This window comes from Frisingicoccus sp. (genome assembly GCF_048388605.1).
Classification (GTDB): Bacteria; Bacillota; Clostridia; order Lachnospirales; family Lachnospiraceae; genus Frisingicoccus.
Map to the genome: position 1 here is coordinate 18374 of NZ_DBGCTU010000034.1, position 17620 is coordinate 35993.

Annotated in this window: 14 protein-coding genes; 3 read left to right on the forward strand and 11 right to left on the reverse strand. The window is 45.9% G+C overall.

The window, feature by feature from the left end:
* The first annotated feature begins 8 nt into the window (after positions 1-8).
* Together ACMN7X_RS08555 and ACMN7X_RS08560 are read left to right on the forward strand one after the other, a co-directional pair.
* The gene (locus ACMN7X_RS08555) at positions 9-398 is read left to right on the forward strand and encodes a hypothetical protein (protein ID WP_418747046.1); all 390 of its coding nucleotides are present in this window, start codon (positions 9-11) and stop codon (positions 396-398) included.
* Between the two features lie 660 nt (positions 399-1058).
* On the forward strand, positions 1059-1583 hold the full coding sequence (locus ACMN7X_RS08560) for a hypothetical protein (protein WP_418747047.1): 525 nt from the start codon (positions 1059-1061) through the stop codon (positions 1581-1583).
* Between the two features lie 96 nt (positions 1584-1679).
* Here ACMN7X_RS08560 and ACMN7X_RS08565 read toward each other — a convergent pair whose 3' ends face one another.
* The 9 genes from ACMN7X_RS08565 to ACMN7X_RS08605 all read right to left on the reverse strand — a co-directional run bounded on the left by ACMN7X_RS08565 (position 1680) and on the right by ACMN7X_RS08605 (position 11113).
* A complete protein-coding gene (locus ACMN7X_RS08565; RefSeq protein WP_418747048.1) occupies positions 1680-2468 on the reverse strand; it encodes a hypothetical protein in 789 nt (262 codons plus the stop codon).
* Complete coding sequence (locus ACMN7X_RS08570) at positions 2465-4048, reverse strand: COG1361 S-layer family protein (protein ID WP_418747049.1); 1584 nt, start codon at positions 4046-4048, stop codon at positions 2465-2467. Before ACMN7X_RS08570 ends, ACMN7X_RS08565 begins: the two co-directional genes overlap by 4 nt.
* Positions 4039-4674 carry an ABC transporter ATP-binding protein gene (locus tag ACMN7X_RS08575; protein ID WP_418747050.1) on the reverse strand — a complete coding sequence of 212 codons (636 nt, stop codon included), beginning with the start codon at positions 4672-4674 and terminating at the stop codon, positions 4039-4041. The genes ACMN7X_RS08570 and ACMN7X_RS08575 overlap by 10 nt, the downstream gene beginning before the upstream one ends.
* A gap of 16 nt (positions 4675-4690) precedes the next feature.
* A complete protein-coding gene (locus tag ACMN7X_RS08580; RefSeq protein WP_418747051.1) occupies positions 4691-5584 on the reverse strand; it encodes a hypothetical protein in 894 nt (297 codons plus the stop codon).
* Positions 5577-6203: a hypothetical protein gene (locus tag ACMN7X_RS08585; protein WP_418747052.1), complete on the reverse strand. Its 627-nt coding sequence runs from the start codon at positions 6201-6203 to the stop codon at positions 5577-5579. Before ACMN7X_RS08585 ends, ACMN7X_RS08580 begins: the two co-directional genes overlap by 8 nt.
* A 2-nt stretch (positions 6204-6205) precedes the next feature.
* The gene (locus ACMN7X_RS08590) at positions 6206-7777 is read right to left on the reverse strand and encodes a DUF6034 family protein (protein WP_418747053.1); all 1572 of its coding nucleotides are present in this window, start codon (positions 7775-7777) and stop codon (positions 6206-6208) included.
* A gap of 431 nt (positions 7778-8208) precedes the next feature.
* A complete protein-coding gene (locus ACMN7X_RS08595; protein WP_418747054.1) occupies positions 8209-9627 on the reverse strand; it encodes a sensor histidine kinase in 1419 nt (472 codons plus the stop codon).
* 2 nt (positions 9628-9629) lie between these two features.
* Entirely contained in the window at positions 9630-10292 is a 663-nt protein-coding gene (locus tag ACMN7X_RS08600; protein ID WP_418747055.1) for a response regulator transcription factor, read from the reverse strand.
* Between the two features lie 29 nt (positions 10293-10321).
* A complete protein-coding gene (locus tag ACMN7X_RS08605; protein WP_418747056.1) occupies positions 10322-11113 on the reverse strand; it encodes a hypothetical protein in 792 nt (263 codons plus the stop codon).
* A 214-nt stretch (positions 11114-11327) separates the two neighbouring features.
* Here ACMN7X_RS08605 and ACMN7X_RS08610 point away from each other — a divergent pair, with 214 nt between their 5' ends.
* Complete coding sequence (locus ACMN7X_RS08610; RefSeq protein WP_418747057.1) at positions 11328-14978, forward strand: response regulator; 3651 nt, start codon at positions 11328-11330, stop codon at positions 14976-14978.
* 143 nt (positions 14979-15121) lie between these two features.
* On the opposite strand, the gene ACMN7X_RS08615 is transcribed toward ACMN7X_RS08610, so the two are convergent.
* Positions 15122-16495, reverse strand: coding sequence for a transglutaminase-like domain-containing protein (locus tag ACMN7X_RS08615; RefSeq protein ID WP_418747058.1), 1374 nt, complete (start codon positions 16493-16495; stop codon positions 15122-15124).
* A gap of 15 nt (positions 16496-16510) precedes the next feature.
* The gene (locus ACMN7X_RS08620; protein WP_418747059.1) at positions 16511-17584 is read right to left on the reverse strand and encodes a mandelate racemase/muconate lactonizing enzyme family protein; all 1074 of its coding nucleotides are present in this window, start codon (positions 17582-17584) and stop codon (positions 16511-16513) included.
* Positions 17585-17620 lie beyond the last annotated feature (36 nt).

Below are 17620 nucleotides of genomic sequence, written 5' to 3' on the forward strand. Positions count from 1 at the left end.
GGATATATTTGAATAGACCAAATACACTTTTAAAAGTCGTAAGTATTCTCTATATTGTTTTTAACATCATCGGCGGAATTATGGTCGTTGCCGGTTCGCTGGGACTTGGCGTCCTGATCGGCGGCGCCGCAGGCAGCGTTGGCGCCGGGGTGGCTCTGGCTGCTTTCTTTATGGTTTTCAGCCTGATCAGTATTATCCTCGGACTCATCGCCGGATTTGCCGGACTGAAAGCTGAAAATCTTGGACTTTGCAAAACATTAGGTATTATCCTGATTGTTTTAGCCGCTATTTCCACCATCAATAATCTCGCCGACGGGGAAAGCATTATTTCATCCCTTATCGGCCTGATACTCCCTGTGCTGTACACCGTTGGTGTTTTCAAAGAAATTAATTCATAAATAACTTTAAAAAGCGTTGGCTCGCAAAACCAGCGCCTTTTTTCGACATATATATCCATGTTGAGGTGATACTTATGAAAATAGCTATCTGTGATGATGATTACTCAACCTGCAATTTTATCGAAGAAACAGTGATCAAAGGGAGGGACGCTCTATCAGAAAAATAAAAATCAACCAAATGGTAAAAACCTTCATCTCATGGATGATTTGTTTTAATGTATTATATATTATCTCTTTAAGTATAAATAAACATCTATCTGGCTATTCAGCTTTTATATTCGATGTTTTATTTGTACCACTTGTTGTTTTTATTATGTGGAAAATGATATCCAGATCAATACCTGCAAACATATTCATTCCAAAAGCTGGTATTTACTTACTTATTGTTTTTTTCGCTTTACAAATTATAGACAAAATTATTGGACAATGTATTTTACCTTCTATTTTCCCATCTGCCTTTAACTTTGTGACAGATATGCCGAACATCACAACAGAATATCTCATCAAATGGATTTATAGTAACATAAAAATGAGTATAATTTTTATCTCTTTAATTTACCTTCATTTAAAATATGTTGTCACAAACAATCCATTTGAACATAGGGAATAAAAATTGCTATATAATACATTACAATGATTGAGGAGAAAATAAAAACTACTATGTATCATGAATTCTTTAAGATTGCTTTGATTTCACTTGTTTATATTCTTTATATAGTATATCTATATTATAAAGCAAAAAATAAAAACAAATCTACAGACATTTTGGAACTTATTATTAAACCGTCCGAAGAGCAAAAAAGGGTGATTTTTTCTTTAGGCATTATAAACATTATCCTTATCATTTTATTCATTCTATTCAGTATAAATTTTAATATGGATATCAATACATACACAAAAATCAGAATTTTAACCTTAAAACAGTCCAGACCGATTTTAATCATAGCAAGCGGCTTTTTGCTTTGGTATTTTATAAATGCCTTACAACCCACCGTATTTTACCAAAACAGTATTCAATATCAAGGAAATCGTATAAAATGGACAGATATTTATAAAGTTAAGAGATTAAGTGATACGAAACTAAAAATATATTATAAAGATAAAACCAATGCCTTCATTAGTATTTTACACTCTTCTGAGCAAAAAAAGATAATAGACCAAATTGTTATGTCAAAAAAGGAATAACTATTTTATAAAACTTTCACCCATGCGTTCATCCCGCATGGGTATACCCTTTCGGGCACACCGTAATACATGCCCCTACGGGGCGGGCGCGCTTCATCAGGCTTTGCGCGATAAGGTAAATTTTTTCAGGCTAAACAGCGCCCCCAGGCATAAAGCCAATGCGATCATATCGTATTTGATCTGCATAAATTTCATTTCCTGCTGCATGGCGGTCTTTTCCATATCGGCGGCGTTGACCACCTGAAGTCCAAGCGTAGCCAGCCGCTTGTCGTTCATTCCATCCAGATCTTTTCGTTTCATCAATACCCGCACAGTCCCTCCGCCTTCGGAAAGCCGAACACTGTCGGAGGCACAAAAAGCCAAGGGCGTATCATTTGGAAGTTTTTCTGAAAGAACTCGGATTTTCGCCATTCCGGTTTCCTCCTGCTCTCCAAGTATATATTCCGTCTGATAATTTTCTTCGATTTCTGTCTTCTGAAAAGCCTGCAAAAGCTGTTCACCGGCGGTTTGATTCAGATAAATGGTCTTCATCGCGCTCTCCTCCGAAACTCCATAGGCGAAAATCAGATAGTCTTCCGAAAGTTCCAGACATTCCACCGTCATCTCTCCCTCCGGGGCCTTCAATGCCAATTGGGATGTTCTCTGCCGGCTTATAGCGCCCGTATCCGGAATAGATTCGATACCATTCATCTGATAAGATGTCAGTTCATCCGCAGCGCCGTTTTTTACAACGTATTCCGCCGGACTTTTTACCAGGCTGTACACCTCTATTCCGCCATGAATGGCATCCGCCAAAAAGAAAATCCCCGCCAGAAAAAACAGAAACATTACTTTTACCCTGTCACTTTGTTTTCTCAATCTCCAGAATTCACGCCACCACTTCATTCACTCTCTTCCTCCGCCTCGTCCTTCCGGTTCCGCTTTATACTTTTGAGGACGATAGTCACGACAAAAACTACCAAAATGCCGCCGATCACAGCCATCACCGTCCACCACTGGCCGGTATCATCGGTTTTCATTTCTTCCTTATTTGAAAACGGCGTTTTGATTGTCGTTGAGATATCCATTTTTTTCTCATATTCTTTTCCGTTTTCATCTTCATAATAGCAGGTCACCGTGCCTTCCGTTCTGCCATAGAGGTTTGCACCGGATAAACCGGAAACATTTACCTTTGTACTTCCGGAGGCCGTTTTTCCCGCCTCAATATTGCCGATAAAAAGCGTCCCTTCTGGCGCAAGGCCGTCCGCCTCAATGACTGCCCGCACATTATAAACCGTTCCCCGGCCAAGATTCATTGCCTGCATCTGGACATTCACCACGTCGCCCACCTGTACTTCCGCATCCAGCACCGGGGTGTCAAATTCCATCTTTACTGCCTGGGCAACCATCATCTTGATCTTTCCGCTGGCGGACTGGGAAGCCGCCTTAGAATCTGCATAGTCCATACTCACCGTCAAGCCATAGGCTCCCGGCGCAGCCGAGGCCAGAATCTTATATTTGTAACTCACCACGCAAGTCTGCCCTGCCGGAACAGAATCGACATAAACAGTATCCGTCGGACTGAGAAGGTTTAAAGATTCGCCCTCATCACCGATGGTTACCGTCATATTCCGAACGGATTCCGAACTGCTTGTATTCCGCAAAGTAATATCCAGGGTCACTTCATCTCCGGCCTGAATGTCTTCTTTTGAAGAGGTACAGGACTGCACGATCATCTTCGGTGCAAATGTGGGCGCTTCCGAACCGCCTCCGCCGCCGGAAGATGCACCGCCAGAGCCTCCGCCGGAGGGCCCTGTAACGTCAACTGCACCATTCAGATCGTCCTTCGGTTCCTCTGCCGGCGGTTCCGTGGTTGGTTCTTCTTTGGTTGGATCTTTGGTTGACGGTTCTGTTGTCGGTTCCTCTGTTGAGGGTTCCCCTGTTGACGGCTCTTCGCTGGACGGCTCAGTGGCCGGAGTTTTTTCATCCGTGATCGTCACTTTGACTGTAAACTCTTTATGTATCGGACCGCCGTCTGCATTTTCCGCCTGCACCGTCAAAATCACCGGATACTCACCGTTTTTTCTGTCGCCTTTCAGCTTCAGATCAAAAACCGCCAGATAACAGTCGGCGGTTTGCTCGCTGCCGTTGATTTTTTCCCGGGTGAGAGAAAATTCTTTTTCATAGGTATCCGAAACAAAGGGAATATCTTTACCGTTTCCCAGATTCAAGGAAACTTTCAAAATATTATTTTTTACCGAATCGGCATATACCAGCGGAACAACCATATGGGCCGTATCATTTTCCACCCTTGGCCGATATCCGTCTTTATAGGTTTTATCCATCCCCGTATAGAGATTTTCTTCGTCAACCTCAATCTCCGGTATAACCTCCGGGGCCGCCCAGGCCTTCATGACAAAGGCATCTGCCAGTATCCCCACTGCACAGAATATCCAAAAAATTTTTTTCAAAATTCTCATTTCCATTTTTCCTCCATTTCATGGACATCATCGCACAATTCTTCGATATCCTGTACGTTATGGCTGGCTAAAAGTATGGCTTTGCCCTGATTTTTTAAATCTTTCAGCAGCTCCCGCATCTGTGCAACTCCTGTTTTATCCAGCCCGTTAAAGGGTTCGTCCAATATAAGAACTCCCGGATCTTCCATAATCGCCTGGGCGATTCCGAGCCGCTGACGCATTCCGAGGGAGTATTTGGACACCGGCTTTTTCATCTTTGGATTCAGGCCGACCTGTTTCAGAGTTTTTATAATTTCCTCCTTGCCAATCCGGGCTTTCAATGACGCTAAAATCTTCAAATTCTTAAATCCGCTCAAATTCGGCAGAAATCCCGGCGTTTCGATGATAACACCCAGTCTGTCCGGAAAATCACAGTCTTTTCCGACCCGCTGTCCATTGACAACAATATTTCCCGAATCCGGCTTCATAAAACCACAGATACATTTCATCAATACCGTTTTTCCACTGCCGTTATTGCCGACAACACCGTAAATTTTCCCCGGCGGTATCGTCAGATTCACATCCTTCAGGACATGCTCTTTTCCAAAGGATTTATAGACATGCTCCACGATAATTCCTGTTTGCTGCTCCATTTTCTCACCCCGAAAATTACTTTTGTGTCCCCGTGAAATCAAAGGAATAATTTCTGATCTTCCAGATGGAAAGTCCGAACAAAGCGAGGCTTCCCAATGCAAAAAAAACGTAAGACACCCACAGCTTCGGCAGATTGTCATAGCCGAAATTGTGCATATAATAGGTTGCATGGTTCAACGGCGATATCCAGCCGAAAACAATGTTCGCCGTCTTTCTCTGCTCCTGGGATAAATGCAGTATTTTTGCGATGAGTTCCGGATTCATAAGAAACCCGAAACCGCTGAAGATAATGCCGCCCACCATGCCGCCGTTTCCTTTCCAGAGGTTCAGATAAAGGATCAGGCTGGCCATCAGCACCGAATATCCGGCCATCAGACCGAAAATATGTATCATACATGTATAAGGGAAAGAAAGCTCCAGCACCTTGACAAAGGCGGGAACCGCAATTTTTTCTCCGATACTCGAATAGCCCAGTATGGCCGCCGTATCACTCCAGAGGTTTGCCGTGTAGGCTCTTGCTCCCGCCAGCACACAGGTGGAAAGGAGGATAAAGCACATAAACCCCATGGTCGCCAGAACAAGATATAAAATCTGTCCCAAAAGCCAGACTTTGCGGTTGATCCGCACAAGAAAGAGGGGCACCTCATTTCCCAGATTCGGCATATCAGCAAACAGCAGCAAAAGCAATAAAGAAATGACCAGAATCGATGTTGCATCACCGAAAGTCCATATAAACGGCTCCAATATCTGAACAATCGTGTCATGCTCTTTTGCAAAAACAAGCACCTTATCTGAAAGCAGAAAGCAGACGACAAAGCCCAGGGCGAAAGCCAGCCAAATTTGAGGATTTTTCCGCCACCGCCGGAAATTTGCCATGGCCACCAGCCAAATCTGCCGAATTCTATACACTTTCGATACACCTCCTGAGAATCAAGTCATAAACGCAGAGCAGAACAAGGATAAGTCCTGCCAGAAGGAACACGATTCCCCACTCATTAAATATCCACGTGTGCTCCGGCGCCAGCCATTCATAAGGATATAAACAGTAAAGCGACTGGAAATAGCGCTCGTGCAAAATAACCATGACATAATAAAATACAAAAGCCCCGCCATAAGCGATGTAGCGGCTGTCTGACATAGCAGCCAAGACGGCTGCCACAACTGCCCAGAGCATCCCTGATACAAAAATCAGAAGGGGACTCCACTGAATATTTTCATCATTTTTCAGAAGAACATAAATCCAGCTTCCCAGAAGTTCCACCGCGCCACCGCTCAGACCGCTGGCAAAAAATTTCCCGAATATATAGGACGCCACCCCGGTCCGGGGCAGATAAGCTTTGATAAAGCCGCTCTGATAATCTGCCAGCCAGGCCGTTGAATAGGGCAGCGTACATAAAACCGGGACAGTCATCCGAAAAATATCTGAATCAAAACCCGCTGCAAATAATATTCCGATTTCCAGCAGAACACCCACAATAAAACCCCCGGAGCAAATGGCCCGCCCCACATCCGTTTCGAAACTGTTCATATTTAATATCCCAGACTCCTGTCGATCACTGAACCGTCAATGGCGTTAATTGTCATAATGCCACCCTTATATTCCATGCCGTACTCATCTGTCACTTTTCCCTGAAAATCCCAAACCGGTACCATCAGCCCCGTATCATAACTGTCTGCTTCACTGATTCTCGCATAACCAAGGACAACCCGGTCGATTTCGATAGCCACATTGCCATCCACCTCTGAATCCGTTTTTGCATTGGCAATCATCACCATCTGCTCAAAAGTACCCCTGACCTCGTCAAAGCTTTTCATATTTGAGTTTTCCACAACGGTTTCCGTGACTTCCAGGGGCGCATTATAATCAAATCCTACAATGCCCGAATCATTCACCCGAATTTCAATACATTCAAGCGGCCAGTCCTTCTTCACATAATCATCGCCGTTCCATCCCTCTTCATGCTTGCCTGTCGAATCAAAGGTTGTAAACACACCATTTGTACTGCGCATATAGCGGAAGATGTAGAGCTTTCGATATCCCGGTTCTCCATCTCCGCCCTTTCGAATATCCGGAATCTCAGAATACAGGCCGCCCTCATACCACTGATAAGTATCGCTCAGCCCCAGCTTCTGCATTAAATCATCTGCCTTTGTCCGTGCTTCTTCCTCGGAAATGGTTGTCGGCTCATCCGTATATTCAACAAAGGACACTTCTCCGCCCAGCATCTGTTCCGCATAATCCTGCGACCGATCTTCATCCGCCGGCCATACGCCGCTGACAATGTCATCCAGCGCTGTTATCTCCACGATTGCTACTGATGTAAAGTCATATCCGTGCCTTCCCCGCCGATAACTCAGCTTATTGCCCCGCTCGTCATTATTCTGGGCAGTGATTGAAATATAGTTGTCATTAGCCCCGTTATTGGCTGCATAAAAAATCTCACCGTTTTGATTCAAACTATATTCCCATCCATAGAAATCCTCGCCGCCGGCCTTTTCCGTCATTTCCGCTGTCGAATGAAGGAGTCCGTCAGATTCATTGCCTTCCCACACCGGCTGCTCCGGCGCATTCTCATAATCCTCCTGCAGTTCGTCAATATACTGCTGATATTCTTCAATATATCCATCCTTATCCGATTGATCACTGTTTCTCACCGTCTCCAACTCGGCTTTACAATATCTGAGTTCTTCCTCGATTTCACTTCGCGTCTTCACGCCCAGCGTCACTCCGGCATCATATAAGGTTTCTCCGGCGGTCAGCTCTGCAAGCACCTTATCCAAAAACTCCTGACTGATCCTCTTTTGCTGAACCCGGAACACAGACATTTGCTCTGCCTGAGGAATATCTACCTTCGCGTTCACATTTACCGAAACACCGAGAGAGTCATCGGAAAGCGTTGTCTGATAAGTTTCATAAGCCCCGGCGATATTCTCCATATTCACCGCGCTCTCCCCTTCTTTTTTTGCTTCCTCAATCAAATGATCCATATCTTTATTGACAACCATCGAGGAATCCGGATTTTTCTGACACCCCGAAAGCAGCATCGCCGCAGCCACTATGCAGACAGCAATGCGTGTATACCTTTTCGCACGAATTTTCATTACTCATTTCTCCTTCCGCTTTATATGTAAAAGAACCCATATCAGGATTTGTATGATACTATCCTAACATGAGTTCCTACATCAAGTATTCATCGTTTTTTAAACAAATTGTAAATTATATCTGCTATTATAGATGTGAAATAATAATATATTTACCTGGGGAACCGGGGGACGTGCTCTCACCCAATCCGAGACCTTACGGAGGGTGGTGATCATTATGAGTACATATGAGGAATTAAGCCTGATTGTAAGCGTTGCCTTGCTAATTGTAGCCATTCTGAACTATACACATAAGAAATAGCCGTCCTGCTCTCGTCAAAGTTTAGGAACGGCTATTCTTATAGCAACTATTAAATTTCGCCGGGTCGGGTGATACACGCTCACCTTCCGGCTCCCTTGTTAAGTATATTATACCAAATATACCGAAAATGTCAAAGGCAATTCACAAATTGTAAAATCATCCGGGTGCCTTCCCCTTCTTTGCTGTCAATCCGTATCGTTATATGATGACGTTTGGCGATCAGGGCCGTCAGGGCAAGGCCAAGACCGGCGCCGCCGCTCTTCCGGCTTCTGGATTTATCCACCATATAGAAGGGTTCCATGATTTTTTCCTGCTCATCCGCCGGAATTCCCTGTCCGAAATCCTGAACTTCAATGCAGTGTTCATAAGCCCGGAGAATGATTTTCCCGCCCGGCTCGCTGGCTTTCACTCCATTGTCGATCAGATTGATCAGCACATCCGTCATTAAATCCAGGTCCATCGGGAAGTGTTCTCCCTGCTGAATACATTCCAGGGTTATCTGTTTTTCCTCTAAAATCACCCGGCAGGCAGCAGATGCCGCTTCAAACAGTTTCTCCACCGGCGTGTCCGTCAAAATCAGCTCGGTTTCCCGGTCCAACTCCAGAAGTACCATCATCTTTTTGGACAGCCGTTCCAGACGGCCGCACTCTTCATAAATATAGAGAAGAGCCGTTTCCTGATTTTCCGGGCTGAGTTTGGTTGAAAGCAATGTCTGGGCGTAACCCGACATGGCTGTCATCGGTGTTTTTAACTCATGAGTCAAATTTCCCATGAACAAAGTTTTCCGGTGTTCAGACTCCTCCAGATCCCGTGTACTCGTCTCCACAGCCTCCGCCATTTTATTAAAACTCTCCTCCAGCTCTCCAATTTCATCCTTTCGCCGGACAACCACTCTCTGATCATAGTTTCCCTCGGCCAACCGCTTTGTCGTCTCATTCAATTCCTGAAGCGGCTGAAGAATATGTTTTAATACAACATACAAAATCAGCATGGTTACAGCCGTAATTCCTAAAGTGATCGCCAGAATATAACCGGTAAGTTGATGTATACTGTCCTTCATACCCTCCATCGACACCATACAATACAGAATGATGTCACTCTGAACATAAGTATTAAAGACCACATAATCCCCTCTTCCCCGGGAATAATCTGCATAACCTATATTATATTTACTGTGACTGGTATATACCATCCCTGAAAGTTCCTCTAAAGAAAGGGACGTGTGATTATAAATTTCCTGAACATCATACCCTTCTTCCTCACTCCCGGTCTTCAAAAAGCACAGGATATTTTGATATTGGGGATTTCTGTCTTTTTTCAGGTTCTTAAAAAAATACTGGAGGTAAACTGCCTTTGTCTCCGGGGCAACTCCCTTCTCCAGTCCCTTCTCTAATTCATTAACAACCCCGTAAAAATCCTGATACGCCTGAATCATCGCTTCATTTCTGAGGCTTTTCCCGGTAACTCTCAAAATCAGGACATCCGCAAGCAAAGACGCCGCCAAAAGGGCAATACAGCTGATCCACAAAATTCTTGTCCTTAATTTCATAGTTATTCCTCCAGACGATATCCCATTTTGGATATGGTCTTAATATGGTCCGCCAGACCGAGTTTTTTACGCAGCTGTCCGATATGCACATCTACTGTCCGGGTTTCCCCCATATACTCAATTCCCCAAACCATGCGCAGAAGATTTTCTCTGGAAATGGCAATGTTCTTATTTTTTGCCAGAACACTCAGAAGCTCAAATTCCTTTGGTTTTAATAGAACCTCCCGGCCATCCTGTTTCACCGAATGTTCTTCAAAATTGATCTCCATATTCAAAATCTTAATCGTATGGCTCAGCTTATTGGCCCGCTCCAGCACCTTTTCCATGCGGACAAGCAATTCCAGTATCTCAAAAGGCTTTACAATGTAGTCCTCCGCTCCGCCCTTCAGTCCCTGGATTTTTGAGCCAAGATCATCCTTCGCTGTGAGAAAAATGACCGGTATATCATATTTTTTCATATCCTCAAGCAGTTCAAATCCGTTTTTCCCCGGAACCATCACATCCAAAAGGGCTAAGTCATAATCATGATCCTGCACCAGCCCGTTTTCAGCATCCAGGCCGTTATAATAAATCCGCGTATTATAATTTGAAACCTCCAGATTCATAGCAATCATTTTTGCAATTGCCTCTTCATCCTCAACAATTAAAATTCTGTTCTTTGCCATCCCGTTCTCCCGTCTTTCTGTGCATCATATTATAACTGAATAAAGCCTGTTCCCTCTTCATCCAGAGGAACTTCATAGGATTCCTCAACATCCTCCTCCGGCGTCTCATCCTCAAAAATACCGTCGATGAGCATTTCATACTGCTCCGTCAATTCGTCACTCTCAAAGGTAAGATAATCATTCACAATCTCCCATTTTCCTTTATTTTCCTCCAGAAAACTTATCACGGCCTCAAAGCTGTCCATCCAGTCCAGCAGGATATCTATCTGGCCCTCAAATTCCCCGTCGGAATCCCAGGTTCGCACAATATCCATCCGTTCCCTGTAAAAATCAAGATAATAACTGTCCAGATCATATTTTTCAATGTAGGACATCATCCTATCCTCCGCCGCAAGGTCTTTATGTTCCCGCTTACATTCCTGGAATTCGCTTCTCATACGGCGGATATATTCTTTTGTCTTCGGGAAATCCGGGCCGTCCGCCGCATAATTTTCCGAAGAAAGGACATTCGATATATTTTCATCCGCCAAAAGGCTCAGAATTTCGACATTATTCTCAAAAATATCCCATATATAAGCCTTCATGGCTTTTTCCACAAGGGCATAATCCCCCTTGGTAACTACCCGGTCGGCCCGCGCATAAACTTCTTCATAGTCCAGCGTTTCAAGCTTATATGTCATTTCCCAAAATCCCTCTATCTCTGCCTCCAGCTTGTCCTCCTGTTTAAAATCAGAAACAAGAAAAAAGCCGACGATCATTCCAAAAACAAGAAGAATTCCCCCGGCAACCGCAAGAATCCCGATAATTATCTTTTTCACCATAGAACATTTTCCTTCCCGATTATTTTCTTAAAGCCCCGACAAATATCACATCAAAAATTCTGTAATAGTTTCCTCTATTCTACTATACCCTCTCCAAAAAAACAAGTTGGCTCCATTTTACTGTCCTATCTGATACGCCAACATGGATTGACAAGTTTTTTGAAGCAGATATATAATATTAATATATATATTTCAAACGTAAGGGGAACGTAACATGAAACGAGCAATAAAATCGTACATATGGCGCATAGCCATTTGGCTGATGACAGCAGCTTTTTTGTTCTATACCGTTCCCGCCCTGGATGCCGGGGCGGCACAGGCAGAAACACGGATCATCCGGATTCCCTGCGGGATCAATGATCTGCTTCGCCTGGATGAAAACGGCAAGCCTACAGGCTATTGTGTGGACTATCTCAATGAACTGGCTCAACTCAACAATTGGACCTATGAGTACGTTAACTGCACCTGGGCCGATGCGGTAGCCATGCTGGAACGCGGCGAACTGGACATTCTCTTTCCCACCAATTATATGCCGGAACGGGAGGACACCATGGATTTCTCCACACAGGCGGCCGGTTATACTTCCAGCGGTCTGTTTGCCCGGTCTGACACCAGCTATGGCTATGAGAATTTCAGCGCCTACAACGGCGCCCGCATCGCAGTGACCCCCGGTTCTTCCAATGAGAAGGCCCTGGCTGATTTTGCCGAGGCTCACGGCTTTACCTATACCCCCGTTTATCTGAATTCTTTGGACGAAAAGATCCAGGCGCTTGAAGCAGGTCAGATCGATATGCTTCTGGCCACTGCCTCCAATGACATTCCCGATACGGTACTGCTGTCTGTATTGGATGCTTCTCCCTTCTATTTCACCGTCAAAGCAGGCAATACTGGACTGCTCAATGAGATAAACCGTGGGATGCAGCTGTTGATCACCAGCGAGCCTGAGTTAGTGGCTGAAACCGCCCGGAAATGCCTTGTGGGCAACAACACTAACGCACTTGCACTGACTGATGAGGAACGGGCCTATATAGCCTCGGATCCTGAGGTTGTTATAGGTTTTTATGAAGAAACCGAACCCCTTGCCTACGTACAGGAGGACGGGTCCTACAGCGGCATCTATGTGAAGCTTCTGGAGTGTCTTCAGGACACTTCCGGTCTGAATCTGACCCTGCGCCCTATCAGCCGCTCCCAGGACTGGAAAGCACTGCTGAAAAACGGTGAACTCGATTTCTACATCGGCGCTTCAGAAAATTTTGTCCGTCAGGACAATGAGTTATATGCCACCAACGCGATTCTGGAATATGAGAATATCCTCATCATGCAGCGAAGCTGTGTATTCAGCGCCCTGGACACTCCTGTGATCGCATTGACCCAGGGACGCTCCTATTGGACGAAATCTCTGCCGGAGCTTTTACAAAAGGATATTGATGTTCAATACTACACCAACGCACGTCAATGCCTGCTGGCCGTGGCCCATGGTGATGCTGACGCAACGCTGATCAATAATCTGGAGTTTAACTATCAATCAAAAAATGACCGTTTTGCCAATCTGATCCAGTGGCAGGATTTTCAATCTCCTTCCGAGGTAGGCCTGGTCACGACAGCGGATCCGAACGGCCCTATGTTCTCCATCATCAGCAAAGCGATCAAACAACTCTCCTCTGATCGCACCAGCTCTATCATCAGCAGCTACCTCAACATGCCGTATGATTCTTACACCCTGGCAGATCAGCTGTACGCCTCACGGCTGGTGCTCAGCACCGTGTCCATCTCTATTCTGGCCATTGTTATCATCCTTGTGGTGATAGGACTTACCCGCCGGAGGCAGCGAGCTGCGGAAGAGGCTATTCAAAATCGGGAAAAATATCAGCTGCAAATATTGGCGGCCCTCAGCCAGGATTACTCTGTGATCTATTATGTGGATCTGGATCGGAATCAAAGCAGGGCAGTCCGACAGGAAGAAGGACTGCGGGATACTCCGGATACAGATGTTCCGATCGTCCACCGGTATTCTGAGGCAATGCAAAGCTTTCTCAACGCCTATGTGCAGCCGGACACCAGGGACCCTCTGCTGGAACTGTGTGATCCCCAGGCAGTTATCTGCCGGTTCCGGGAAGAAAAGGGCTTTGCCGTCCGCTATCGCATCCTTCCAAACCACTGGAATCAGGAGTTCTTTGAAATGCACTTTGTGGATGTAAGCGAAAATGAGCAGGAACACGCAATGGTTCTGGGCATCCGCTGTGTGGATGAAGCCGTTCATGAGGAACAGACTCAAAAGCAGCTTCTGCAGGACGCTTTGGAGGCTGCCAACCGGGCAAGCGCCGCCAAGTCCGACTTTATGTCAAAAATGTCCCATGACATTCGTACTCCTATGAACGCCATCATCGGTATGACCGCCATTGCGGCCGCCCATGCCGAAAATCCTGACCGTGTGCGGGACGCCCTCAGCAAGATTTCCTCTTCCAGTCGGCATCTGCTGGGCCTCATCAATGAAGTCCTGGATATGAGCAAGGTCGAATCCGGCACCATCAGCCTGGCTGCGGAAGAATTCAGCCTGTCCGATCTGCTCAACAGTATGCTCCTGATGATCCAGCCCCAGATTCAAACGCACAAACATCGCCTCCATGTTCACATTCAGGATATTCAGCACGAGAATGTGATCGGTGACAGTCTGCGTATTAAACAGGTATTTCTGAACCTTATGAGCAACGCCGTAAAATACACCCCGGATGGCGGCGAGATCAGCCTCACCGTAAGGGAGCAGGCAGTGCCTATAAGCTCCACGGGCTGCTATGAATTCATCGTCGCGGACAACGGCATTGGAATGTCCGAGGAGTATTTGACGCACATTTTTGAGCCGTTCAGCCGGGCAGAGGATCTGCGTACCAGCAAGATACAGGGTACCGGTCTGGGCATGGCCATTACCCAGAACATCGTACATATGATGAACGGCAATATAACCGTGAAAAGTCAGCTCGGCAAGGGCTCTGAATTTACTGTAACCATTTACCTGAAGCTCCAGGATTCTCAGGACATTGATACATCGGAACTGGCAGACCTTTCGGTGCTGGTGGTAGACGACGATGAATGTGCCTGCCAATCCCTCTGCACCATACTTGATGAAATCGGAATGCGCAGTGAAGGCTGCACCTCCGGCCAGGATGCCGTTGCAGCGGTTCAGCGCGCGCTGAATACGGCTCTCCCGTTTTACGCTGCTATTCTGGATTGGAAAATGCCCGGCATGGACGGTCTCGACACCGCCAGGGCTATTAAGAGCCTGGTCGGCGACACACTTCCTATTATTATTCTCTCGGCCTATGATTGGTCCGATATTGAGATGGAAGCTCGCGCCGCCGGCGTAGATGCGTTCCTGAGCAAGCCTGTATTTAAATCCGGGTTGATCCGGGTATTTAAATCCCTGAAAAACGAGACACCCGAAGATTCCAGTCGGACTTCCCCGCTGGAACCTCTTTTACAAAATGACTTTTCCGGGCGCCGGGTCCTTCTGGTTGAAGATAATGAATTGAATCGGGAAATTGCGCGAGAAGTTCTGGAGATGGCCGGGCTTACCGTTGAGGAGGCTGAAAACGGTCAGATCGGCGTGGACATGTTCTCCGCCTCCGAAGCCGGCTATTACAGCCTGATTCTGATGGATATTCAAATGCCTGTCATGAATGGTTATGACGCCGCGACGGCTATCCGTGCGCTGAAGCGCCCGGATGCACAGCAGATTCCTATCCTCGCTATGACTGCCAATGCCTTTGTAGAGGACATTCAAGCCGCCAAGGCCGCCGGGATGAACGAACATCTGGCCAAACCTATCGACTTTGATGCGCTCGGCTCGGTTCTGAAAAAATATCTGTAAAACATTTTGAAGCTGCCGCAAAAAGCAACTAAAAAAATACAGGAGGACGTGTCAAGAGAGATATTTTCTCATGACGGTCCTCCTGCAGCCGTATAAAAACGGCAGCTTTCCGTGAAGAAAATCATCTTGTTCCCCACATTTTTTTAAATTTCTTCCATGGATATAAGTTTCTGATGGACATCCAGTTGGGAATAGAGAAGACCATGATCCTCATATTCAAATTCACCGCGCTGATTGTCAATCGGGTCACCGCGCAGCCATTTTTTCTCCGGCATAAATTCCATCTGAATTTCGGAGTTGGCCGGCATACGAAAGATATCCAAATTGCCAAAATAGTAATTCCAGCGTTCGATGCTGCCGGAACGCCATGCGCTGCCTCCAAAGGACAGGTCCGCATATACCCACCCGTAAGGCGCCGCATAAAACTGTGCCCAGTCATGGCAGCCGGTATCATATTCGGTCGCATAAAGTCCGGACTGCCACCGGGCCGGAATACCCGACATCCGGCAAAGTGTGATAAAAAGCAATGCCTGTACGCCGCAATCGCCTTTCTGATTTACAGCGCAGTATTCCGGAATACATTCAAGGGTAAAATATTCACGCATATAGGAATACATCACCTTTGTCGTCACAAAATCATAGAATCTCCGCGCAAGAATGATCGGATTTGTCTCATCTCCTGCCAGTTCATCTCTGAGTTCTCTGAGATAAGGCGTAAACATAATATGGGGTGCCTGTTCCTCCAGGCAGAAATCCGGCCGCTCCCCGATTGCTTTTGCCGGGTCCAATTCCACATAATCTATATGATAATCATAGGCATATTCTACCATAAATTCCTGATCCGGCTGAAGTTCTGTCTCAAAATATACGGTCCGCTGAGGTGCATCCTCCGGCGCAATATAGGTAATTTCCGGTGATGCGGCAAGAATTTGAATATTGGAAACCTGCTGACATTTTTTTGGAACAGGCAGGTGGACGCGAACTTTACGCCCGATTTCTTCAAATTCTTTTTTTGCTTTGATGGTCGCGCGGATCTGAGTACGCACACTGCGGCCTCCATGCTCTTTCATATATTTTATATTATCATTCAAAAGTTTCCGGTTCAGCTCATTAGCCTGAGCATCCTCCGCATCCTCAACCATCACCCGCGCTGCCAGATCCGGCCGGGTCTTAATAAGATTCTCATAAAAACGGCGTTGAAAATGCACCGTTCCATCGATATAAATCCAGTCAGCCGCACTGATCTCCTTCAGATATCGCATTTCTTCTTCTTTGAAATCCTTTATATGACCGGCCATAATCTTCAAAGCTTCTTCATAGGTATATGGGTACTCATCATTGCTCACCACCCGGATAATCTCTTTCTCAATCTCCAATCGTTTGCGAAGAGCCTTTGGAATATCTTTACTCAGGAAATGATCGATCATTTTCAAAGCACCCTCAAAATCGCCAAAATTTTTCAGCTTTAATACATCCTCCGGCAGAGGTATTCTCATATATGATAAATCCTGATACATTTGTCTATTCCTCCATTATTTTTCAAATCCTATAAAACCGAAACCCGGTTCCTCTGACAATACAAGCCTTTTTGTATTTTCAACACGCATACCGCCCTTGAAAGGAAAATCCGTTAAGGAAAAGGTTGCATCCAGATCCGCACGGGTAATATTCTTCACTGCGGCTCCAAGACTGGCCGCAGCAGTAATTCCCAAATTGCTTTCCTCTACCATACATCCGAGCATACATTCAATGCCGGCCGCCTCACAAATGGCATTGATTTTCAGGGCTTCGCGAATACCTCCGCATTTCATCAGCTTAATATTCAAATAGTCCACAGCGCGCCGCTCTGCAAGGCGTAGGGCGTCCTTTGAGTTAAAGCAGCTCTCATCCGACATGATCGGAACCATTGAATGTTTGGTGACATATTCCAGTCCGGCGATATCATGATACGGCACCGGCTGCTCTACCAATTCAATATCATATTCATTTAAGCGCTCGATCAGGCGAACCGCCTCTTTGGCATGCCATGCCTGATTTGCATCCACACGGATCTTCACATCATCACCGACAGCTTCTCGAATCGCTTTGATGCGGGCCAGATCTTCCGAAAAAGTTGTTCCCACCTTCGTCTTAATGGTATCAAAACCTGCTTCCACATGTTTCTTTGCCTTAGCGGCCATAATTTCAGGCCTGTCAATGCCCACAGTCATATCTGTGTCGATATGATTCTGATGACCGCCTAAAAGTTTATATACGGGGAGTCCCGCTTTCTTTCCGAGCAGATCATAACACGCAATATCAACTGCCGCCTTCGCGCAGCCGGAATGGGCGGCTGTGCGATCCATGATCCAATACACTTTTTCCAAATCTGTCGGATCCACGCCGATCAACTCATCTTCAAACGCGCGAATCACATCAGCCGTTCCCGACAGGCTTTCTCCGGTGATCAAAATTGCCGGCGCACCCTCGCCATAACCCACAAGCCCCTCATCGGTCTCAATCGCAACAACAGCGCTTCGGGAATGGGTGATCACACCAAGTGAAATGCGAAACGGCTCGATTAACGGTACCTCAACCTGCTTTACTTTAATTCCTGTAATCTTCATTTTCAATTCCCCCGTGAAAATATTTATTTTATAACA